Annotated in this window: 17 protein-coding genes and 3 pseudogenes; 14 read left to right on the forward strand and 6 right to left on the reverse strand. The window is 58.4% G+C overall.

Annotation, left to right across the window (positions count from 1 at the left end):
• The first annotated feature begins 22 nt into the window (after positions 1-22).
• Positions 23-2443, forward strand: a complete 2421-nt coding sequence (locus Q2T52_RS14705; protein WP_302077530.1) for an aminotransferase class III-fold pyridoxal phosphate-dependent enzyme — start codon at positions 23-25, stop codon at positions 2441-2443.
• Between the two features lie 75 nt (positions 2444-2518).
• On the opposite strand, the gene speB is transcribed toward Q2T52_RS14705, so the two are convergent.
• Positions 2519-3559, reverse strand: coding sequence for an agmatinase (speB, locus tag Q2T52_RS14710; protein WP_302077531.1), 1041 nt, complete (start codon positions 3557-3559; stop codon positions 2519-2521).
• A 279-nt stretch (positions 3560-3838) separates the two neighbouring features.
• Between speB and Q2T52_RS14715 the strand changes: the two genes are divergently transcribed.
• The 5 genes from Q2T52_RS14715 (at position 3839) to ggt (ending at position 8587) form a co-directional block, all read left to right on the forward strand.
• Positions 3839-4513, forward strand: coding sequence for a GntR family transcriptional regulator (locus tag Q2T52_RS14715; protein WP_302077532.1), 675 nt, complete (start codon positions 3839-3841; stop codon positions 4511-4513).
• 92 nt (positions 4514-4605) lie between these two features.
• The gene (locus tag Q2T52_RS14720) at positions 4606-5457 is read left to right on the forward strand and encodes a transporter substrate-binding domain-containing protein (protein ID WP_302077533.1); all 852 of its coding nucleotides are present in this window, start codon (positions 4606-4608) and stop codon (positions 5455-5457) included.
• Positions 5458-5554: 97 nt separating this feature from the next.
• Positions 5555-6268: an ABC transporter permease gene (locus Q2T52_RS14725; RefSeq protein ID WP_302077534.1), complete on the forward strand. Its 714-nt coding sequence runs from the start codon at positions 5555-5557 to the stop codon at positions 6266-6268.
• Entirely contained in the window at positions 6265-6954 is a 690-nt protein-coding gene (locus Q2T52_RS14730) for an ABC transporter permease (protein ID WP_302077535.1), read from the forward strand. The genes Q2T52_RS14725 and Q2T52_RS14730 overlap by 4 nt, the downstream gene beginning before the upstream one ends.
• Before the next feature lie 37 nt (positions 6955-6991).
• The gene (gene ggt / locus Q2T52_RS14735) at positions 6992-8587 is read left to right on the forward strand and encodes a gamma-glutamyltransferase (RefSeq protein WP_302077536.1); all 1596 of its coding nucleotides are present in this window, start codon (positions 6992-6994) and stop codon (positions 8585-8587) included.
• A gap of 86 nt (positions 8588-8673) precedes the next feature.
• On the opposite strand, the gene Q2T52_RS14740 is transcribed toward ggt, so the two are convergent.
• Genes Q2T52_RS14740 through Q2T52_RS14750 form a run of 3 tightly spaced genes read right to left on the reverse strand, consistent with a single transcriptional unit; the run spans position 8674 to position 12673 of the window.
• Positions 8674-9702, reverse strand: a complete 1029-nt coding sequence (locus tag Q2T52_RS14740) for a histone deacetylase family protein (RefSeq protein ID WP_302077537.1) — start codon at positions 9700-9702, stop codon at positions 8674-8676.
• A complete protein-coding gene (locus tag Q2T52_RS14745; protein ID WP_302077538.1) occupies positions 9699-11729 on the reverse strand; it encodes an ABC transporter permease in 2031 nt (676 codons plus the stop codon). Before Q2T52_RS14745 ends, Q2T52_RS14740 begins: the two co-directional genes overlap by 4 nt.
• Positions 11717-12673 carry an ABC transporter substrate-binding protein gene (locus Q2T52_RS14750; protein ID WP_302077539.1) on the reverse strand — a complete coding sequence of 319 codons (957 nt, stop codon included), beginning with the start codon at positions 12671-12673 and terminating at the stop codon, positions 11717-11719. Before Q2T52_RS14750 ends, Q2T52_RS14745 begins: the two co-directional genes overlap by 13 nt.
• Before the next feature lie 198 nt (positions 12674-12871).
• Here Q2T52_RS14750 and Q2T52_RS14755 point away from each other — a divergent pair, with 198 nt between their 5' ends.
• The 6 genes and pseudogenes from Q2T52_RS14755 (at position 12872) to Q2T52_RS14780 (ending at position 17858) form a co-directional block, all read left to right on the forward strand.
• Complete coding sequence (locus tag Q2T52_RS14755) at positions 12872-13660, forward strand: SDR family NAD(P)-dependent oxidoreductase (protein ID WP_302077540.1); 789 nt, start codon at positions 12872-12874, stop codon at positions 13658-13660.
• Positions 13657-14706 (forward strand): ATP-binding cassette domain-containing protein, encoded by a 1050-nt coding sequence (locus tag Q2T52_RS14760; RefSeq protein ID WP_302077541.1) that lies wholly within the window; start codon positions 13657-13659, stop codon positions 14704-14706. Before Q2T52_RS14755 ends, Q2T52_RS14760 begins: the two co-directional genes overlap by 4 nt.
• Before the next feature lie 496 nt (positions 14707-15202).
• Positions 15203-15888: pseudogene (locus tag Q2T52_RS14765) on the forward strand (amidase family protein).
• A gap of 142 nt (positions 15889-16030) precedes the next feature.
• Positions 16031-16780, forward strand: a complete 750-nt coding sequence (locus tag Q2T52_RS14770; RefSeq protein ID WP_302077543.1) for a GntR family transcriptional regulator — start codon at positions 16031-16033, stop codon at positions 16778-16780.
• Between the two features lie 19 nt (positions 16781-16799).
• Positions 16800-17381, forward strand: a complete 582-nt coding sequence (locus Q2T52_RS14775; protein WP_302077544.1) for a VOC family protein — start codon at positions 16800-16802, stop codon at positions 17379-17381.
• A gap of 111 nt (positions 17382-17492) precedes the next feature.
• Complete coding sequence (locus tag Q2T52_RS14780; protein ID WP_302077545.1) at positions 17493-17858, forward strand: hypothetical protein; 366 nt, start codon at positions 17493-17495, stop codon at positions 17856-17858.
• A 219-nt stretch (positions 17859-18077) separates the two neighbouring features.
• On the opposite strand, the gene Q2T52_RS14785 is transcribed toward Q2T52_RS14780, so the two are convergent.
• Complete coding sequence (locus Q2T52_RS14785) at positions 18078-18296, reverse strand: hypothetical protein (RefSeq protein ID WP_302077546.1); 219 nt, start codon at positions 18294-18296, stop codon at positions 18078-18080.
• Between the two features lie 392 nt (positions 18297-18688).
• Positions 18689-18847: pseudogene (locus Q2T52_RS26935) on the reverse strand (ornithine cyclodeaminase); the annotation flags it as partial.
• Between the two features lie 72 nt (positions 18848-18919).
• Here Q2T52_RS26935 and Q2T52_RS14795 point away from each other — a divergent pair.
• Positions 18920-19767 (forward strand): annotated as a pseudogene (locus Q2T52_RS14795) (transposase).
• A gap of 602 nt (positions 19768-20369) precedes the next feature.
• Positions 20370-23324: a cadherin-like beta sandwich domain-containing protein gene (locus Q2T52_RS14800; RefSeq protein ID WP_302077547.1), complete on the forward strand. Its 2955-nt coding sequence runs from the start codon at positions 20370-20372 to the stop codon at positions 23322-23324.
• Positions 23325-23356 lie beyond the last annotated feature (32 nt).

The following is a 23356-nucleotide window of genomic DNA, read 5'->3' on the forward strand; positions in this document are numbered from 1 at the left end:
CGCCAGTTCATGAGGTTAGGAATTGAAGACGCAGCCGATGATGACGGACCCGACAATCGAGGCCATGCTTGATGGCATCAAGGCGCCGAACCTGCCGCTGGGTCTGATCCGGGCGCGCGTTGCCGAAATTTATGGCCTGACCGGAGAGTGGAAGCAGTTGGGCGGGGAGCGGGAGCAGAATTTCCGCCTGACGACCGCAGACGGCGAAGCCTTCGTGGTCAAGATTGCCTCGCCGAGCGAGCCCGTGGAAAGCCTCCGCTTTCAGACGGAGGCGCTGGAGCATATCGAAAGCGTCGATCCGGGCTTCGTGGCACCCCGACTGCGCCGCACGCTATCTGGCGAGGCGATGTCGCATATTCTCGACGAAGCGGGCGAAAGCCATGTGCTTCGTGTTCTTACCTTCGTGAAGGGTGAGATCCTCTTCGACCAGCTGGCGGAGACGGGCCGCTCACTCGGTGCGGAAGACCTCTTCGCGCTCGGCCACGCGAATGGCCGTCTCGCCCGCGCTCTCCGAGGCTTTGCCGGCCGTGGCGCCTCCAGCGTTATGCCCTGGGATATCCGCAGCGGCTTGCTCTTTTCACCCGCTGTCCACGCGCATATGCCGGCCACATTGAAGCCAATCCTGGACAGACTACTGACGCACATTTCCGATGTGCTTTCGAAGCAGCTGCCGAAGCTGCGGGCGCAAGTGATCTATAACGACTTCCACGAGTCCAACGTTCTCGTGAAGTTCGGCCCCTCGCTGTCGGTGGAAGGCGTCATCGATTTCGGGGACATGATCTTCGGGCCGGTGGCGCAGGATCTCGCCGTCATGGTCGCCTCGCTGATCCACTGGACGCCGGATCCTGTCTTCGCGGCCACCTGCCTCGTACGCGGCTACCAGCGTTCCACGCCGCTGGAGCAGGACGATCTCGCGATTTTGAGAAACCTTGTGCTGGCGCGCCTGTTGCTGCAAGTCGGTCTGGTGGCCTACCAGACGGCCGTTCATGGCCGCGAGAATGAAGGCCTTGAATTGCTCCAGGAGCTCTACATTCAGGCGATCTTGAAGATTGCCGCGGTTTCGGACGCCGATTTCATCAAGGGCGTCATGCCCTCGGTCGTGCCGGTCAGCGAGGCGGTTCCCGCCTCTCCCGCCGCCTTGTCTACGCCGGCACTGCTGGAGCGCCGTCAGGCCGTGCTTGGCAAGACCTACATGTTCTACAACGAGCCGCTGGAACTGGTGCGCGGACGCGGCTGCATGCTCTATGATGCCGCCGGCAAGGAATATCTGGACTGCTACAACAATGTCGCCAATGTCGGTCACTGCCATCCTTACGTTCTGGATGCGCTGACGCGGCAGGCTGCCACGCTCAACACCAATTCGCGTTATCTGCATCCCGAAATCGTGCGGCTGGGCGAGCGGCTTTCGGCGACGCTACCGGCACATCTCGATACGCTGGTCTTTGTCTGCACCGGCTCGGAAGCCAACGACCTGGCCGTGCGCATGGCGCGCCTGATCTCGGGTAGCGAAGGCGTGGTCATCACCGAGAACAGCTATCACGGCAACACGACGACCGTCGCGCCGCTGTCGCTGATCGACTACGACATCAAGGACAAGCCGGGCTGGGTCGCGACCGTGCCGCCGCCGAACCTCTATCGCGGGCTCTACGGCCAGGACGTCAACGATGCCGGTCGCCGATATGCCGAACACGTCACGCAGGCCGCCCAGAAGCTTGTCGCGGATGGTCCGGGTATGGCGGCGCTGATGATCGATTCCATCTTCGACGCGAACGGGGCACTGGTGCCGCCGCCGGACTACATGCCGCTCGCCTATGAGGCCGCGAAGAAGGCCGGTGCGCTGGTGATTGCAGACGAAGTCCAGATGGGTTTTGGCCGATCGGGTACCCATATGTGGGGCTTCGAAGCCTTTGGTGTTCAGCCCGACATCGTCACCATGGGCAAGCCGATGGGCAATGGTCATCCGGTCGCAGCCGTGGCCACTCGGCGCGATATCGCCGAAGTGCTGCAGAAGCAGACCGGCTATTTCAACACGTTCGGCGGCAATACCGTCTCGGCCGCCGTTGCCAATGCCTGCCTCGACGTGCTGATCGGCGAGGACCTGCAGGGCAATGCGGCGCGCAGCGGTACATGGTTGATGAAGGAACTGAACGGCCTGATGCAGCGCCATGAGATCATCGGCCACATCCAGGGGCGCGGCCTGTTCCTCGGTGTCGAGCTGGTCACCGACCGGACGACCAGGGGGCCGGCGAAATTTGCTGCTCGCTGGGTGCGCGAGCGGATGAAGATGCTTGGCGTGCTCGTGTCCTCCACAGGACCGCACGGCAATATCATCAAGATCCGCCCGCCGCTCGTCTTCAGTCTTGCTGATGCCGCGCGTTGCCTGGAGACGCTCGACCGGGCGCTTTCCGAAGTTCCTGCGGACCTGCGCACGGTCGCTGCCTGAGCGTCCCAGCCTTTCAAGACGCAAAAAGGACCGGCGAGGCCTGCGCTTCGCCGGTCCTTTGCTTTTCCGTTGTGATTACTTGCCGGAATTGACCATCAGGCAAAGGATCGTATGGAGCACCTGCGCTGCGATCTGGGCCGTGTTGGTTGTCGGGTCGTATTGCGGCGCGACTTCGACGACGTCGCCGCCGACGATGTTGAGGCCGTCGAGCCCCCGCAGGATCTGCAGCACCTCGCGCGGCTGCAGGCCGCCCACTTCCGGCGTCCCGGTGCCGGGCGCGAAGCCCGGATCGACGCTGTCGATGTCGAAGGAGATATAGGTCGGGCCATTGCCGACGATCTCGCGCGCCTTGGCGATGATCTGCGGCAGGGAGTGCTCGTTGATCTCTTCGGCATGGACGACGGTCATGCCGCTCTCATAGGAGAATTCCCAGAGATATTCCGCCGGACCGCGAATGCCGATCTGGATCGTGCGGCGCGGATCGAGCACGCCGTCGAGAACGGCAAGCCGGAATGGGCCGCCATGCGTGAACTTTGTACCTTCATAGGGGCCGGACGTGTCACAATGCGCATCGATATGAATTAGGCCGACGGGCTCCTTGGCGCCGACCGCCTTCAGGATCGAAGAGGTAATGGAGTGATCGCCGCCGACGCTGAGCGGACGGACACCGGCGCTGACGAGCCGGCGATAGAAGGCTTCGATATCGGCATGGCATTGGGCAAGATCGAAGCGGCTCTGCAGCGGCACGTCGCCTATGTCGCCGACCTTGGCCTTGGTAAGCGGGGAGACCTTCAGGACGTGATCATAAGGCCCGATGCGTTCGATGGTCCGAACGGCGCGGGGGCCGAAGCGGGTGCCGTTGCGATTGGTGACGCCGAGATCCATGGGAACGCCGAGCAGCGCAATATCGAGGCCGCCGAAATCGTCGGAGTTCGCAGCATCCGGCATGGCTGGCGCATCAAGGAAAGTCGGGATGCCGGCAAAGGGCCATTTGCGCTTGTCGCCGCCCGAAAACTGGGCTTCCGCCACCTGCTTGAAAAGCGGATCGAAAATGTCGCCGCCGGCGGCATTGCCGTATTTTTTACGAAGTGCATCAAGGTGCGCCTGGTCTATCATCGCGAAGTCTCCTGCTCAATAGATAGCACCTTAATCGCCGGTACACTCCGTTTAATTCGGATTCCTACGAAGTAAGGCGGGGGCTTCTTCCTATGTATCGAAGACGGGACATGCTGGAATATGATTTTCAACGACAAAGCGACGTGGTGGTGCGGTGGGTCATATTGCTGTGAAATGTGATCCAACATTTGCTCAACCAGCTGCGAAACTTCCAACGAAGATCTTGACCCTCTTCAAATTGGATGTTTGGATAAGTGGATACAAAAATGCAGTGAGCCGATGATTTCCAATCTCTCCGCCGCAAATTCAACCGTGTCTACTGCCGAAGAGGAGGCTTACCTTTATCTGCAGAAGGCTCTACGGCTTGGACGTTACAAAGCGGGAGAGCGGCTGATCCCGGAGGATATCGCTGCCGAAATCGGCATGAGCCGAATGCCTGTACGGGAGGCATTTCGGCGGCTCGCGGCAGACGGACTGGTTACCCTGAGACCCAACCGGGGTTGCGTGGTGGCGGGGCTGACGCTGGATGAGTTGAACGAGGCATTCGAGATACGCTCGGTGCTTGAAGGTCTTGCAGTGCGCCTCGTGGTGCCGGGTTTGACGGCAGAGCATTTTGAGGAACTAGACCGCCTTCTGATCCGTATGGAACGTGCAGGTGAAGCTGGCAGCACCGACTGGGTGCTGCGCCACCAAGAACTGCATGCCTACATATACACGTTGAGCGGCAGGCCAAAGCTCATCCGTCAGATTGCCGCGCTGCACGTCGCTATCGAACCTTATATGCGAATTTGGTTCGACTATGTCGATAAGCCGCTCTCAGCGCGTGAGGAGCACCAGAACCTCATAGACGCTCTGAAATCCGGCGATGTGGCGCTGGCCGAAAGGGTCATGCAGGAGCACGTTCTCGGCACAGCCGCGTTGCTGGCCGATTTTGCAAGTCCCGGTCGGCGCTGAACGCCGGTCGGTCAGTATTGTCTGAAGCCGGGGAGACATCCGGCAAGGACGGGGAACAGCCGCAATGGCGGCACAACAAAAAGGGATAAGCCATGACACAGCGTCGTATGGCCGCGATTGCGGCTGCCTTCATGACACTCGTATCCGCACCGTTCGCAACGGCTGCGGAGTTGCCAAAGGAAATCAAAATCGCGACCGAAGGCGCCTATGCGCCTTGGAATTTCGTCAATTCCGACGGCAAGCTTGACGGTTTTGAAATCGATCTCGCCAACGATCTTTGTGCTCGTACAAAGATTAAGTGCACTATCATTGCCCAGAACTGGGATGGTCTCATTCCCTCGCTTCAGGTCGGCAAGTTCGATGTGATCATGGCCGCCATGTTCATCACGCCGAAGCGCATGGAGACGATCGACTTCACGCAGCCTTACGCGATTGATCCCACAGCCATCGGCGTCGCCAAAAGCAGCGATCTCGGCAAGCAGGGCCCGTCAACGGAAAAGATCAAGCTTGAAGACGAAAAGGCCGCCCAGGCTGCCATCGACAAGATGAAGCCGGCCCTCAAGGGCAAGGTGATCGGCGTTCAGTCCGGCACCCAACTGCTCGCCTTCGTCAAGAAGTATTTCGGCGATGTGGCCGAGGTGCGCGAATACAAGACGACGGAACAGCATGACCTTGATCTCGCCGCGGGCCGTATCGACGCCGTCGTTGTTCAGCAGACGAACCTGGCGGCCATCTTCGCCAAGCCTGAATTTGCCGATTACACCGCAGCAGGTCCGGGCTTTGTCGGCGGTATTCTCGGCATGGGTACGGGTGCGGGCATGCGCAAGGAAGACACCGCGCTGAAGACTGCCTTCAACAAGGCGATCGATGAAGCGATTGCTGACGGCACCATCAAGCGCCTGTCGGAAAAGTGGTTCCACGCTGACGTTACTCCGGTCAAGTAAACCAAGGCGGACCAGCGGGGATCGGGCGCATCGTCCGATCCCTGTTCATCCATTCTGAAACCGGACCGCTGCGCTGTCCGACAGGCTCTTGATCCCTATGTTCGAAAAAATCCATCTGCTCGGCTTCGGGGCAGGAGGCTGGGGTGCCTTGCTTCTCGAAGCGGCCGGCATCACCCTTTTGCTGTCTGCGCTAGGCTTCGCGGTCGGTGCTGTTTTCGGTGGCGTGGCTGCGGCTGGCAAGTTGTCATCCTCTAAGGTTTCGCGTGTCATCGCGTCGACATATGGCACTGTCTTTCGCGGCGTGCCTGACCTGCTCAGTATCTATCTCTTCTATTACGGCGGCAGCGTCGCGCTGACCTCGATCGCCCGTCTCTTCGGCGCGACGGGCTTTGTCGGCTTGCCGACGCTCGCGACTGGCGTCGTGACCATCGGCTTCATCTCCGGCGCCTACCAGTCCGAAGTCTATCGCGGCGCCTATCTCGCCGTCGACAAGGGGCAGTTCGATGCCGCCAAGGCGCTGGCGCTGACGCGCATCCAGATGCTGCGCCTCGTCATCGTGCCGCAATTGCTGCGCCATGCCATTCCCGGTCTCGGCAATGTCTGGCAGTTGGTGCTGAAGGACTCGGCGCTGATTTCGGTCATCGGCCTCGTCGAACTCATGCGGCAGGCGCAGATCGGGGCAGGTTCGACGCGTGAGCCATTCCTGTTTTATTTGGCGGCGGCCGCCCTCTATTACACCATTGCCGCCGTCACCGATCTGTTCTTCAGCCGGGCGGAAGCCAATGCCTCGCGGGGGATCGTGCACCGATGATCGATCCCGGCTTCTTCCTTGAAATCTTCCCGAAGCTTGTTGCCGGTCTGCCGCTGACACTCAAGCTGTGTGGCATATCTGTGCTACTCGGTTTTGTCCTTGCGGTCGTGCTGGCGCTGGCACAGCAGAGTGAGAACGCCTTTTTCGTCTGGCCTATTCGCGCCTTCGTTTCGGTGTTTCGTGGCACGCCGCTCTTGGTGCAGATCTTCCTGATCTATTACGGTCTCGGGCAGTTCCGGCCGAATCTTCAGGCGCTTGGCCTCTGGTGGCTGTTTCGCGAGCCCTTTTGGTGCGCCATCATCGCGCTGACGCTCAACACCGCCGCCTACAGCAGTGAAATTCTCCGGGGCGCGATCCGCAATGTCCCACGAGGTCTGCCTGAAGCCGCTTCTGCTCTCGGCCTATCCCGTCTTCTGACTTTGCGGCTTGTGGTTCTGCCGCTGGCGCTGCGCCAGGCCCTGCCGGCCTATGGCAATGAGATCATCCTGATCGTGAAGGGGACGTCCCTCGCCTCCATCATCACGCTGACGGAAGTCACGGGCCTCGCACAGGAACTTATCTCACAGACTTATCGTGCCATGGAGGTCTTCGTCGCTGCAGGCGCGATCTATCTTCTCATCAACTTCATCATCGTACGAGCGCTTGAGCTGCTCGAGATAAAGCTGACCCCGTACCGTAAGCGGTAGGACACGCTTAACTGCACAAATGGGAGACCAAACAACAATGCGCAACTTTGAAAAGCCGACGCGATCGGTTGTTGTATCCGCTCAGGCGATGGCCGCCACGTCGCATCCATCATCCACGCTTGCCGCGATCAACATCCTTCAAGCCGGCGGCAATGCGATGGACGCGGCCATTGCGGCCTGCGCCGTGCAATGCGTCGTCGAACCCGGCTCGACCGGCATTGGCGGCGATTGCTTTGCGCTTTACGCTCCCAAGGGCGGCGATCAGGTGATTGCCTATAACGGCTCGGGCCGTACGCCCGCAGCCCTCACAGTGGACTGGTTCGAGGAACGCGGCTTCACCGAAGTGCCGCGCTGTTCCCCATCATCCGTCACCATTCCCGGCGCCGTCGATGCCTGGACCCGCCTGCATGCCGATCACGGCCGCCTGCCGCTTGCCGATGTTCTGGCCCCTGCCATTGCCTTTGCCGAACACGGCTATGCGATCTCGCCGCGCACCCACTATGACTGGGCCAAGGAAGAGGCGCTGCTGGCGGCCGACGAACATGCAGCACGCATCCTGCTGATCGACGGCCGCACACCGCGCATCGGTGAATTGCATCGCCAGCCGGAACTGGCCGAGACGCTCAAGCGCATCGTCCGCGAAGGCCGCGACGGCTTTTATCGCGGGCCGGTGGCCGAAGACATGGTCACTCGCCTGCGCGAACTGGGGGGGCTCCATACGCTCGAAGACTTCGCCGCCGCGAAGGGCGAATATGTCACGCCGATCACCACCGACTTCCGCGGTTACACAATTCACGAATGCCCGCCGAACGGTCAGGGAATCATCGCGCTGATGATCCTCAACATTCTCTCGCATTTCGAGGCCAAGGGCGCGCCGGACGATATCGATCGCGTGCATATCGAGCTTGAGGCGACGCGACTTGCCTATGCCGCCCGCGACACCTGGCTGGCGGACCCGTCCAAAGTCGACGTTCCGATCGAGGAGATGCTTTCGGACGAGATGGCAAAGCGGCTCGCCGGCATGATCGACCTCAAGAAGGCGATTACCGATCTGCCGCCTTTCGAACTGCCTGTTCATCGCGACACGGTCTATATCACGGTGGTCGATTCCGAACGCAATGCGGTCAGCTTCATCAACTCCGTCTTCTACACGTTCGGCTCCTGCATCGTTGCCCCGAAATCCGGCGTCGTGCTGCACAATCGCGGCCAGAGCTTCTCGCTGCAACGCGGACATCTGAACATGATCGCGCCTGGAAAGCGGCCGCTGCACACGATCATTCCAGGCATGGTCACAAAGAACGGCCGCACCGAAATGTCCTTCGGCGTCATGGGGGGCTACTATCAGGCCATGGGCCATGCCCACCTTATCTCCAAGGTGCTGGACTATGGCATGGATATGCAAGATGCCATCGACCTGCCGCGTCTGGTTCCCGCAAGCGGCTTCACTCCGAAGATCGAAACCGAACAGACCGTGCCGGCGGCAACCATCGCCGAACTCAAGGCGCGCGGTTTCCAAATCGTGCCAACTGAGGAGCCAATCGGCGGCGCGCAGGTGATCCGCATCGACTGGGAAAACGGCACGCTCACCGGCGCATCGGAATCCCGCAAAGACGGCATCGCGCTCGGTATCTAACTGAACAAAAGCCCCGCCGCCGGATGACCGGGGCGGGGACTTCTACGTATGGATCCGGAAATCAGCGCGTAAGCCGCTGCTTAGACTTACCTGCCCGCCGTCGGCTCAAGCACGCGTGCCACGCACTCGCCGATAGCCCGCTCGTCGTAACCGCCTTCGAAGACGAACATCTTCGGGTTGCCAATGGACGCAATGGCCTCGCCAATCCTGGAAAAATCTTCCCGCTCCAAAGCAAGCTTGCCAGAAGGGTCCGCGCGATAGGCATCCACGCCGAGAGCGACAACGACATAGTCGGGCGAGAAGTCTGTAATCCTGGCGAGCGCTGCCTGAAGAGCTTCGGAATAGCGGCCCCAAGCAGAACCCGGCTGAAGCGGCAGGTTCAGGTTGAAGCCTTCGCCGGCACCCGCACCGATCTCATCCGCATAGCCGGAGAAATAAGGATAATCATGCGCCGGGTCGGCATGGATCGAGACCGTCAGCACGGATGGAGATTGCCAGAAAATGTCCTGCGTTCCATTTCCGTGATGGGCATCGACGTCCAGGATCGCGACCCTTGAGCCGTCTTTTGCCAGGGTCGCAGCCGCAAGCGCCGTGTGATTGAGATAACTCGTCCCGCCGCCCATGTTGCGGCAGGCATGGTGACCCGGCGGTCGAATGGGGGCAAAGACGGGTTCGCCGGTCGATGCGAGATGCAGGGCGCCACCACGTGCGGCTCCCGCCGCACCGGTGGCCGCTGTCCAGACATGCTGGGTGATCGGGCTTACACCGTCGAAGAAGTAATAGCCGAGCTTACCCTCGATCGCTTCGGGCACCCGTGGTGGCCGATTACGGTGCGGCCAGACGAAGCCGATCCCATCCAGTTCCGGATCGTAACTCCGTGTCCATTCATCCCAGGCAGTCTCCAGGAAGGAAAGGTAATCCGCATCGTGGACCAGAAGAAGGTCATCGCGCGACAGCGCCGGACATTCCATCAAGGGAGCGAAGCCACGTTGGTTCAGCGTTTCGAGCACGCGGTCGATCCGGTTTGGGGTTTCAATTGTCGGAACGAGTTCACCGGGGATGAGTTCCCGTTTGGCTTCATGGGCGCGATGGCCGCTGTGACCGAAGATCTTCATGCTGTGCCCCTATGTGTTCGGGATTTGCTTGGCGAACAGGAAACGGCAGCAGCGGTAAGCAACCTGTCGATGAGGATCGCAACGGCGCAGATGGCGAGACCTGCAACCAGACTGCGTCCAGGCTGTACCTTGGCGATCGCCTCAATAGTTTCCAGTTCCAATCCTCTCGTGCCGATCAGCGATGTGATGACCACCATGCCGACAGCCATCATCAGTGTCTGGTTGAGCGCCAGCAGCAGACCTGGCCAGGCGAGCGGCAGACGCACCTTGAAGAAAGCCTGCCCCGGTGTCGCGCCGAACATGTCGGCTGCTTCAAGCACGCCCGGATCGACCTCTTTCAGAGCATGTGAGACATACCGGATCGTCGTCGCCATTGCGTAGATGGCTATCGCCAGAACGCCGGAGACGTCCCCTGGCCCGAGGAGCATCACAATCGGGATGAGATAGACGAAGGACGGCAGCGTTTGGAGGGTGGTTACCACCGCGTCAGCAACCCGATATACGTGGCGTGACGAGGCTGCCCACATGCCGAGCGGGACGCCAATGATCAGTGAGACGAGCGTTCCGGCCAACACCAGGTGAAGCGTGATGAGTGCCGGTTCCCAGTAACCGATGATCGAGATCGCGACGATGATGAGCGTCGACAAAAGCGCGATCTGCGGCCTTCCCATCGCGAAACATGCAAGGCCAATGGCAAGCGCGGCAGGTGCCCACCCAATGCCTTGCAGCGTGCCGAGCAGGGGTCTGAGTACCCAGAAGGTCGTGTTGGCACGGAAGGCCTCGAAGAACCAGCCAAGGTTCCCGTTCAGCCAAACGATGGCGTGCGACCAGATATCCGACGTCGAGATAGTCCAAGAGGCCGGAACCTGTCGGAAGTCCGGGATGATCAAGGCAAGAACAATGGCGAACGCGACCATTCCAAGCGCCACAGTCCTGCGTTTCCAGTTTTGCGCCGCCTTGTCGTGCGATGGACGCCGGGTGGCGAAAGCGTGGCCGAAGTTGTAGAGTTGGATCGCCATGAAGGTGATCGCAAGCCCGGCTTCCAACCCACGCCCGAAGCGCAGCGACTGAAGGGCCTTGAGCACTTCGCCACCCAGTCCGCCCGCCCCGATCATGGAGGCGAGGATGACCATGGCCAGCGACATCATGACCAGTTGGTTGAGCCCGAGCAGAATATCGGTACGAGCCGTCGAGATCAGGATCTTGCTCTGCTGTTGCCAGAAGTTCGCACCGGTCATGTCCGAAAGTTCCAAGACCGAGGCCGGAACACGCCGAAGCGCATAGGCCGTCGCTTTCGCCATCGGCGGCAGTGCGAAGATCATGGTGGCGACGAGAGCCGCCACCGGTCCGAAGCCGAAGAGCACCAGCACCGGAACCAGATAGCTGAAAGGCGGGATGGTCTGCATGATGTCGAAGAGCGGATTGACCACCACCTCAATCCTTGGCCATCGCCATAGCGCAATCCCCGCAATCAGGCCGAGGACGACCCCGAGCACGATCGTGACCGATACCGATGCGAGCGTCAGCATCGCCTCGTTCCAGAGGCCGAAGGCCGCATAATAGAAAAAGGTCGCAACGGTGAAGAGGCCAAGCCGCAGCCCGGCGACATACCAGGCTGCGGATGCGAATATCATGCTTACCGCGATCCAAGGAATGGGCGGAATCTTGGTGCTTGTGCCGCCGGAACCCATGAGGCTCCAGCCGTTAGCAAGGGCGCTCTGGATGAAGCGCATGGGAACGCCGAGGATCTCGCCGAAGCTGCGGGTCCACATGCGGAGAGGCGCGTCAAAGATGACCGTCCGACGCAGGAGCTGGTCCAGCCAGTCATTGGCGACGGTCTGCAACGGAAAACGGTAGGCCTTCGGCCAAACATACAGGCTTTCCGGCAGGACGCCCCGTGCGACGTAGCCGAGGACGAGAACGGCAACTGCTGCCCAAAGCCAAACCTTCCGACGCTCCGAAATCCAGGCCTGGGCGGTTGGGGCACGTCCCGATGCGTCGTCTGCGCCGGTCATCACTGAAGCCATTTCGCCCAGACCTCCTTGTGGGCGTCGATCCATTCCTTCGCTGCCTGTTCAGGCGGCGCGCCGTCGATGTCCTGGCGGGATATCCCCTTTGCCACGTCGTCGGATGTCAGCTTGAAATTCGTGAGAATGCGGAGAAGCTCGGGGGCCTTCTTGGCAAATTCCGAATTGTAGAGCTTGACGATTTCGCCTGTCGACAATGCGCAGTCCCAGACTTCGTTGGGATTGACACCCCAGCTAGGGTCGGTCGGGCACTTATCGTCGAAGAGCGGGAATTCAACAAACTTGCCCTGACCGGAGCCATACAGCCAGTGCGGGGTCATGCCCCAACCGATGATGGGTTCCTTCTTCTGGATCGCGCCCTGCATTGTGGCGACCATTGTGCCGACGGTGCCGGGGAGCGTGATGTGAACCTGCAGATCCAGCGCCTTGATGCGCTCGTCATCATAGGCCGCGAAGTCTGGGGGGGTGCCGAGGTAGTTGATCTTTCCATCCGAGTTCGGCGTCGTCAGCGCCTTGATGCAGGCGGGGTCCTTGAGAGCTTTCCAGTCCGGAAGACCCGGGCAAAGGTCACCGACATAGTTCGGATACCACCAGGATTCGCGCGTTTGGACGCCCAGCGATCCGGAGTTCTTCACAGAGCCGGAGGCAAGGGTCTTGTCGATGAGGTCCTTGCTGGTGCCCCACACCGCGGGCGACAGGTCAACATCGCCGAATTCCAGTGCGGTGAAATGGGCCGTGTAGTCGATCTTGACGAATTCGACCCGATAGCCGGCTTTCTCCAGCATTTGCCCGAAACTGTAATCGATGAAGTCGGAGTCCGGCACGTTGTAGACCGGGATCCTCACTGTGCCCTGAAACTTGGCTGTCTCAGCGGCTGCAAGCCCGGTGGAAACGGTCAGAGACATAACGGTAGCGATCAGAAGGCTGTAGCGGCGGTTTTGCATGGTTGTTCCCCTTTTTTGCTGCACCCTAAGTGAGATCGCATTCCGCCTTTCTGTCAATCACAATTTTATCTCAAAATTGGATAATTAGGCGGTAATTGGCGATTTTATAATTGATTTGTGATTTGTTTGTGCTTCTAATAACGCAAGAAAATATAAGTTCTCGTGCCGTCAAAACGGGCCGCTCAAAAGGGGAATGACATGTCTATTCATGGGGATGCTCCAATCGCACTGGTGACAGGCGGGTCTCGCGGCATTGGCCGCGCGACGGCAGAGCTGCTTCTCAACGAAGGTTACGATCTTCATGTAACCTATCGGAACCGTTCCGATGTGGCGCAAGGCCTTGGTGCTCTCGGCGAAAGCCTCGGGCGTCGCGTGACGCTTCACAAGCTGGAGGCGAGTTCGCTGGAAGATCAGGACCGCTTCCTGAAGGAACTCGCGGGTGTTCGGTTCAACACGCTGATCTTCAATGCCGGCATGATCGAGTTCGAGGATTTCTCGGACTATGACGAGGCGATCTGGGTGCGGACACTGGAGACCAATCTGAGTTCGATCCTGCGGTTCTCTGTACGGCTGCAAAATGCGCTGGTCGACGGCGGCTCCATCGTCATGGTTTCGTCCACGGATGGCTATGTCGGATCCTACGCCAGCATGGCTTATGCCGCGTCCAAGGCGGCCCTGATCAACCTGACGCGCAGTCTTGCCTGCAATTACGGAGCCAGAAACATTCGCGTCAACGCGGTCGCGCCCGGCTGGATATCCACGGACATGACAACGGAAGGGTCTTCCGATTCTGCCTCAGTGACGCCGCTCGGCCGTGATGGCACTCCGCAAGAAGTTGCCAACGTGATTGGTTTTCTTGCCTCCCCAAGGGCGAGCTTTGTCACCGGTGCGACCATCGTCGTTGATGGTGGATATACGTCCTCGGATCCGATCATGCTGAACGAGTCCCGCCAGTTTCAGGCATCCAAACTGGGGGAGAAGCCATGATCGTTGAATGCCGGCATTTGTGGAAGGTCTACGGCGGCAACGAGGCGGTCTCTTCGGGCAGCGAAAGCATTGAGGAAGTGATTGCCCGCGCCGAGACATCGGGCGCCTATGTCGCCCTCGCCGACATCAATCTCGGCGTCGAGCGGGGTGAAACGCTCGTTATCATGGGCCTATCCGGATCGGGCAAGTCGACCCTGCTGCGATGCCTGACGCGGCTGATCGAACCGAGTGCGGGCGAAGTTCTTTTCGACGGTTCGCCGATCACCGGTATGGCGCGCAAGGACCTGCTATCGCTGCGGCGCAAACATATGAGCATGGTCTTCCAGAATTTTGCGCTTCTGCCCCACCGCACCGTCCTCGGTAATGTCGAGCTGCCGCTGGAAATCCAGAAGCAGGATGCCAAGTCACGCCGCGCCGCAGCACTCGAAATGATCGAGCTGGTTGGCCTCAAGTCGAAGGTAGATCATTTTCCGCACGAACTTTCCGGTGGTCAGCAGCAGCGCGTCGGTATTGCGCGAAGCCTGTGCAGCAACCCGTCTCTCTGGCTGTTGGACGAGCCTTTCTCGGCGCTGGATCCTCTCATCCGGCGTGAAATGCAGGACGAGATCCTCCGACTTCAGTCGACGCTCGCCAAGGCCGTCGTCTTTGTGACACATGATTTCGAGGAAGCGGCACGCGTTGGCGACAGGATTGCGATCCTGCGGCAGGGCCGCCTCGTGCAATGCGGAACAGCCGAGGAACTCGTCTGCTTCCCGGCAGACGATTACGTGCGAGCGTTCACGGCGGAAGTCGATCGTGCCCGGATTTTCAAGGTCGGGCGCTTCATGGAGCGCGGTGTTCCGGATGCCGCGGACAAGAGCCTGCCGATGAATGCAAGCCTGAAGGACGCTTCGCACGTGTTTGCCCAAGGTGCGCACGTGTTGGCCTTTTGCGATGACCAGCACAAGACGGTTGGCTTCATGCGGCGCGAACAATTTGGCGCAGCACTGGCGGTGGCGGAGTTTGAGGGCCTGCAGACTAGGGTGAGGACTCAATCATATTATTGAAATGGCGCGATGAACGGCCATGATATGCGAGGAGAAGCGCGCTTGAATGGGTCCGGCACCCATTCAAGCGCTTCGACACAGCAGATCGCAGCCGTTCACGCGTCCTTTGAGGATGTGGGCGCTCCGGCGAGCTACGTCGTTGAAAAGCCTCGCCGATGCCTTTGCATCGTCTGCGTTTTTCGCCTCGTATCTCATCCGGATCGCCTCACACCATTTCAACAAGATGATTGGGTCCTCACCCTAAGGGCTCGCGTGGTCAGGCGGGTGTTGCCTGAACCCAGAAGACATAAAGGCCGGAGCGGCTTGAGATCCAATTTCCGTCGTTGAACAGCCTGAGGGAATGATGTCGAAAACAAATGCCCCGCACGGGTGGACCGCCACCGAGACCTTGGCTGAACTGCACAGCCGTCGCATTGTTGCGGTCGAACTGTTCGCGCATATGACAGGCAGGTTTCAAAAACTCGCGCCGCAGGTCAATTCAGTCATCGAGACCCGAATGGATCTTGCACGCTCGACCGCAAAGGCGGACGACAATGGCGAGATTTCAGGACCTCTAGCCGGTCTCCCGATGACCATCAAGGATACATATGAGGTGAAAGGTTTCGGCTGTACAGGGGGCATGCCGGAGCTGAAGGATTATCGCTCGGTACGGGATGCCGACGCGGTAGCACGCCTTAGGAAGGCTGGCGCCGTGTTCTGGGGCAAGACCAACATGCCGGTCGCTGCCGTAGACCACCAGAGCTACAACCCGATCTTCGGGGTTACGAATAACCCGTGGGATTCGGCCGCTCGCCTGGAGGCTCATCAGGCGGCTCTGCTGCCGCGCTGGCGGCAGGGTTCACCGCGCTCGAACTCGGCAGTGACATTGGCGGCTCGATCCGGATACCGTCGCATTTCTGTGGCGTGTGGGGTCACAGGCCGAGCTATGGCGTCGTTTCGCAGCGTGGGCGGGTCCCGCCCAATCCGGGCGCGCTGGTCCAGTCTCCGCTGTCCGTATGCGGACCTATGGCGAGGTACACGGCCGATCTTTCGATGGCTTTTGACATCCTTGCTGGCGCGGTACACGGAGAAGCCTGGAGGCTGAACCTGCCCCGAGACGATGGAAGGAGCGGTTTTCCTGTTCATTGCTTTGCGACTATTATGGATGCCATCACGCAGTTGCGACAGCCTTGCTTGGATTGACCAGATGGCGCGCACAGGGTGATCGTTAAGTCAGGAACAGTCGAGAAAGCATGATGGCTGCAATGTCGTGCCCCGACCCCCAAGCAAATGCCCAACTGACATGCACCGCTGAAACATCGCATATCACTGAAAGCCGGAAGACATGAATGCCAAGAACTTGACAGAGGGCGCCAAGGAAACGATCGCCGACCAGATTTACAAGTCCATCCGGAAGGACTTGATGGAGTGCCGTTGGCCCGCGGGTCATACGCTGAAGATCAGAAAACTTTCCGAGGAATTTGGCGTGAGCCCCATGCCCGTACGTCTGGCCTTGAAGCGCCTGGGAGAGGAAGGTGCGTTGACCGTCGAGGAGAACCGTTCCGCGCGTGTTCCGGTCATCTCGCAGCGGAGGTTCAGCGAATTCTACGAGATTACGGTCCGGCTCGAAACGCTCGCGCTGGAGAGAGCGTCCGCGCGGATCACGCCGTTGCAGTTGACCAGTCTGCTTGAAAGAGCCGAGGCGATAAGGCTGGAGATCGAAGATGGGCGGACCGCAGGCTACGCGCAGCGTTTCAACTCGATTTTGATGGAGGTCTATCGCATTGGAGGGTCAAGCGCCCTCATAGAGATGATCGAATATGCCTGGGTTCATGTCGCTCCGCCATCCAATGCGATTTTCGAGGCACCCGAATTCGTCGGCAGGATCCATGCGCACTTGATCGAGATCTTTCAGGCATTGAGACGAAAGGATTCCATTGCGGCTGCAAACGCGCTCGTGGCCGCCTTGAGCTTCGCCGAACGGTCGATATTGCCGTTGGCGGATGAGGAATCAGGCCCAAGCCCCGTGCGTGCGCCAAAGCGCCGGGGGAGAAAGGAAATTTACGCCGCAGAAGGCTTAGCCGGCGAGGTGTGATCTGCCGCCACGGCATCTGTTGCTCTTCGACCGCAAGGCGCTCGAGACCCGTTTATTAGTTACGCCATTGACCATGAGATCAGTGCAGCCATCGGAGGAAATATGCATGGAACAACAAGACAAGCATGACGCATTCGAGAGCCGCATGTTGCGGCTAGCCCGCAAGTGCCGTGAAGAGAACCGACTGATTATGAACCACGTGTGCATCCGCGTCGAGGACATCGACCGGATCGAGAAGCTGCTGGCCGAATCCTTCGGCATCGGCGCAGACGGGTTCGTGCGGGTTGAGGGTGACCTCTTCAAGGGCGAGGCTGCCGTCAGCGGAGCCTGGGTGAGCGACGAGTTCTATCTTGAACTGATGGAGCCGGTCGAAAAGCAGCAGCTGGGTTATGATACTGGCTGTGGCGCGCCCATCGGGCATCTGAGCGAAATCGGGTTTTTGACGCCCAACATGGACGCCGATCTGAAACGCTTGTCGAAGCTTGGCTGGCGGGTCACGGACTCTCTTTCCTCCGATGTTTCCAGGGAGGTCAAGATGGACATGGAGCCGTCGATCGGATTTCCGATCGAGTTGATGGAGATAAAAAGCGATCGGAAATAGGATCTACCTTCGATCATCCCGATTCCGATGGAGCTTTCTCCTCGACCGAGAAAGTCTTCCTGCAGTTCTCCCCTAGACACAGGCAATGGAAGCCCGAGGCCGAGCATACGAATGGCATATATCAGACTGTTTCCCAAATCCGCCCAGGCAGAGCAACGATTGGCTGGTGACGCTACGTCAGTGATGAACCTCATCTATCAAGCCACCAAAGATGTCTTTAACGTTCCCGACCATGACATCATCGTTGAGCTTAATCGGTGCACCGCAATTGCGTTCAACGCAACGGCTGTCAATAATGGGGCAATTCCTGATGTTGTGATCCAGATCGCGACAAGTGATGGTGAGCTTCAACCTCAATTCCAGGCGCTTTGCGACGAAATCATATCCAAGTGGGATGCGCAGTTTGGGAAAATGTTCAAGATCGAACTTTGGGTGAACCTCATCGATACATGGGGCTGTAACATAGATTTTGGGTAAAAGACGTCTTGTCCTGTCATTAGACCGTTCGGTCATCTGGCGCACCGCGTTGCGTTTGAACTCTTCTGTGAAATTCGCTTTGTCCATATAGGCGTCCCACCTGAAATTTAGGGGAGGAGGCGTCAAAAAAGGGGCTGTTCAAACCGATCTGACGTCAAATGCTCTCCTGAGATGGCAGCGGGATCATGCGATCGCGTGACACGACATCCCCTCCAGCCATCATCGCGAACTGCGTTCAGAGGCAATGAACCTGTGGGCAAAAGTCGCTCGAGCATGAACCGCCGTGGCGAAGCGCGCTACAAGTGCCTCGCGCCCATTAAGTTTACGATGCCGGTTCAGCTCATCCCGAAGCTTTGTCTTCGTCGTCACGTAGTGGTGGACACCATAGAGCGCCTTTGCGCCGTCGGGTGCCACTTCGGACGAGTTCATGCGGGACATGTTCATCTTCCTTTCTTGAGGACACGGTTCTCCCGTCGTCGGAAAATCCGTCGTTGCAAAAGTTAAGATTGAGAAGGTTCAGACTGGTGCCGTCAGCCTAGGGTGAGGACCCAATCATCTTGTTGAAATGGTGTGAGGCGATCCGGATGAGATACGAGGCGAAAAACGTAGACGATGCAAAGGCATCGGCGAGGCTTTTGAACGACGTAGCTCGCCGGATCGACCACATCCCGAGCATAATCCTGTCAGGATTATGCGGGGGGACGCGCGAACGGCTGCGATCTGCGTTGTCTAAGCGCTTGAATGGGTGCCGGACCTATTCGTGTGCGCTTCTCCTCGCATATCATGGCCGTTCATCGCGCCATTTCAATAATATGATTGAGTCCTCACCCTAGCAGATCGAGATCGACGTAGAGCCCGGTCTGCTCAAGCTTGCTGCGGACATGGCGAAGTGCGGAAAAATCCTCGATTGTAAAGCCTATGCTTGCGAACAGGGTGATTGTTCGTTTCGAGTCTCGACCGCGGCTCCTTCCGGCAATGACCTCCCAGAGAGCGTTGGCGCATGGATACTTCATCGGCGGCGAGGTAATCGGCTTGGGTTGAAACAACCCGGCGGACCGATCATGCCTGTCAAACACAACGCCTGCCGCCGTCGTCGTATCGGCAAGATGAAATTCAAGGTCACGAACTGGGCGGAACACGAGGCTGGCCCTCGGCACCGTGGTAGCCTACACGGCGGATAGCGCCTGACGCGCAGTCGTCCTGGCAGGCCCCGAAGCGCATGACCCGCGGTGGACAGCCGCGCTGTTCCGATCTTGCAAGCCCCGAACAGGCGGAGCGATGACTCTGGTTGTACGCCGGAGATAGCGTCCTTGCATGTCCTGCTCGGTAGCGCAGGGCTGCAAGTCTACGGTGCTGGCCAGTGGCTGGACGAAAACATAGTGTCAAATCCCGTCGAGGTTGGCAAAAACTGCATCTGGAGCTGGATGTTGATAGCGGCAACATCATTGCACACGTCTTGACGGGCCATGATGCAGGGGAATGCCTCGCAGGTGGGCCACTGCTTGACAAGATCAACATGCCGATCGCGCGGTTCACGGCTGATGGAGACTATGGCGGTGAACCGACCTATGGCGCCGTCACCAGGCACAGCGCCGATGCCGCAGTAGTTATCCCGCCGCGCGCCAATGAGGGCGAACGCCAGGACGCCGATCCCTCCAATCAACTAAACCAACATATCGCGTCGATCAATGCCGATGGCCAGATGAAGTCGCAGGTGGCGACCGGCTACGGAAAGCGGTCATTGGTTGAGACCCCGATCGGTCGCTACAAGTCGATCATCGGCCGTCGGCTGCGAGCACGTTCATTTTCCGCGCAGCAGACGGAAGTCGCCCACGGCTGCGTCGTCCTCAATTGCATGCTGGCTTGTGCTCGCCCGAATTCCGTTCAGGCTCGGCAAGCTAACGCGTAGCCACTGTATCAAAAACCGAAATCCATCCATCAAGTGATCCATGCACCAACGCCAATTGCCTTCGCTCTCAACGGTCCATCCCGGCCCAGCACGCGCTGAATGAGGCCTCAGGTCTTTTTCGAATGCACGAAAATACTTGACTTTACGTGTTATTGCACGAATATTGTTGGTATAGAGAACGCGGGCCGATTCCCCGTTCCCATTTGTATCCGAGGTCTATCATGAGTATTGCCCATCGCATTGGCGTGGAGAATGTAGGCGGCGCGGGCGTATGGCGAAGCATTTGCTGCCATCCGGCCGGCATTCTCCCTTGTTCAAACACTGCCATTCATGGATGACCCAATTTTGGTGGAAGTCGAGGCTGTCGCTGTGCGCAACGCCGCATGTGAGACGGGCAAACGGCGCCGCTTTCTCATGGGATTGTTGGCGTCTTCATCCCAACGGGGTGCAGGCTTAGTTCTTACGGTCGCCGGGTAAGATGCGGTGCATTCTGAGAATGTGCTGCTGTGGACCTACTCCCTTATGGCGATTGTTCGCAGCACCAAATCTTTTGTTTGGCGACGAATAGGTCAATAAATTTTATGTTTCTTGAGGGCAGTGTAGTGCAGCGCGAAATTCTAAGCCGTATTCTTAGTGCCTTTTCATCGTCGCTTTCGTGGTTGTCGCTCCGAACTTTTAACGGTGCGCTCGCATTGATGTTTTCCTGCTTCATGGTAGGGCAGGCGCAGGCAGCGCTTTCTCAGGCCTGTCAAGATATTAACACCCAATACAGCACAACGCAGGTTTATGCCCCGCCGAGCGGACAACGCCTAACCAATGGCGGCGTTACTTTTTCTCCATTTTCTATAGGAGAAAAGATAACGGCTACAGCATCATCGACAGGAACAACGAACAATACGAACTCGTCGACGATCAATATTTATGCCGATGACGGAAATATTTTAATACTAGACAAAGACAACAAAACATCCAATGGCGGAAACTTTAACGCCAGCAACAGCTACACGTTCAATGGCACGGAAGGGTCACGGGATATTTATCTGCTGAGAGACGCCGACAATCAGGCAGGTCAAGGTAATACCTTGACGTTGCGAGTCACATGTACCGATAGTTCGGCAGCATCAACAGACGCCACCCTGTCAACGCTTTCCCTCTCCAGCGGCAGTCTAACGCCGTCATTCACGTCTGCAACCACCAGCTACACTGCGTCCGTGGCCAATGGTGTGACGTCTATCACCGTAACCCCAACGGTGAATGACAGCGGTGCAACCGTGAAGGTTAACGGTACGACAGTGACCTCAGGTTCTGCATCGTCCAATATTGCTCTGAATGTCGGCGCCAAAACGATCACCGTCACCGTCACCGCTGCTGATGGCACAACCACAAAATCCTATTCGATTGTTGTCACGCGGGCTGATCAGGTGCCTGTCGCGAATAACGCGACTGCGACCGTTGCTGCAAACTCCTCGGCCAACGCCATCACCTTGAACATCACCGGTGGAACCGCAGCTTCTGTCGCCGTCGCCACTCAGGCAAGCCATGGCACGGCAACGGTGTCCGGAACCAGCATCACTTATACCCCAACCGCTGGATATTCCGGTTCCGACAGCTTTACCTACACCGCAACAAATACCAGCGGCACATCCTCACCCGCTACCGTTTCCATTACTGTATCGCCGCCAGCAGCAGGCCTCACCGTCTCACCAGCAGCAGGCGCCCTTACAGCCGGAACGGTTGGCACGGCTTACAGCAAAACCGTCACCGTTTCCGGCGGGACAGCGCCCTATGATTATCAATTTATATCTGGCTCTCTGCCGGCGGGAATTTCGATAAACTCTGGCAGTACATCCTCTAAGGTCATTTCGGGGACACCGACCGCAGCTGGGACTAGCATCTTTACAGTGAAGGTTACCGACGCGAATAACGTGATAGCGAACGTGACCTACTCCATCACTATCGCGCAGTCAGCAACCACGCTTGCATTCTCGTCAGCGGCGGGATCTCTGACAGATGCCATGGCGGGCGAAAAATATAATCAGCAGATTGCTGTTTCGGGCGGTGCCTCACCGCTGACATTCAGTATCCTGTCTGGCAATTTGCCAAACGGGCTGACTTTGAGTCCATCTGGCGAACTCTCGGGTACGCTGGCAGCCAATACGCAGAACGATTATACCTTCACAGTCAAAGTCACAGATGCAAATGGTGCGAATGCGACCGCAAGCTACAGGCTGAAAGTGAAGGAACGGGCTGTTACTGTTCCTAATCAGGTCGTCAATGTGCCAAGCGGCTCCACGCCTCCCGACACTCGCCTCGACAAAACGGCAACTGGCGGACCATTCAACAACGGACAGCTTGTTTCTGTTCAGCCACCAAACGCAGGTACTGCAACCCTCACCATGGGTGATTACGCGCAAGCGGCACCTGTGGCCCCTGTTGGCTGGTATCTGAAGTTTACTCCAACCACAGGATACTCCGGTTCGGTTGTTATTACCTTTAGCCTCACAAGCGGCATCGGCAGCAGCACTGGAACCGTGACATATAATCTCAACTACGATCCAGCCAAGGTTGCAACGCAGATCGACGGTGAAGTCAGAGACTTTGTCCAATCGCGCCAAAGCCTGATTTCATCGACGATTAAAGTTCCAGGCCTGCTTGAGCGCAGAAATGTTGAAAATGCCAGAGAACCGGTCACAACGCGGGTTTCGCCGTCCTCCAACGGCATGACCTTGGGCTTCTCGACCAGCCTTGCGCAGATGGAAGCAGCACAAAACAACGCAAACCGCGCACCAGGCGAGGAGCTCGGTGGTATTGCTTCGTCTCCGTTCAATATCTGGCTGAATGGCACAGTGATGCTTCATAATCGGCCAGCGAACGACAGTAAGTGGGGCAGCTTTGGGATGCTGTCTGCGGGAGTTGACTATCTCATTACCGACAAGGCTCTCGTGGGGATGTCGTTCCACATGGATCGCATGACTGACCCAACCGCTGACGATGCAAAGCTGACCGGCAATGGTTGGCTAGCGGGTCCTTACACCTCGCTTGAAATTGGCAAAGGTGTGTTCTGGGACACCAGCCTGCTTTATGGCGGGTCGGCCAATGATATTGACACCCAGTTCTGGAATGGAAAATTCGACACCCGACGCTGGATGGCAGACACAGCCATCAAAGGCCAGTGGTATCTGGACAGTACAACGGTGCTGACACCGAAGCTGCGGGCTGTTTACTTCTCCGAACAGGTCAAGGATTATACCGTATCAAACGCCAAAGGCGATACGCTCACGCTCGACGGGTTCACTTCGGACCAACTCCGGGTTAGCCTGGGCGGAGAAATTGCACGTGAATACACACTGAGTAACAACACAAAGCTGACGCCAAAGGTTGGCTTGACTGGCGGCTTCTCCGGAATCGACGGCTCCGGTGCCTTCGGATCGCTCTCGGCGGGCCTTTCTGTCGAAACTGCAAATGAGTGGAACCTCGATTTTAATCTCCTCTTCAATGTCGAAGGAGATGGGGACAAATCCGCAGGAGCGCAGGCCCGGGTCAGCAAGCGGTTCTGATATCCCTCTCACAACACTGTCGCAGTCGCGGA

Source organism: Rhizobium oryzicola (assembly GCF_030504645.1).
In the GTDB taxonomy this organism is placed as follows: Bacteria; Pseudomonadota; Alphaproteobacteria; order Rhizobiales; family Rhizobiaceae; genus Neorhizobium; species Neorhizobium oryzicola.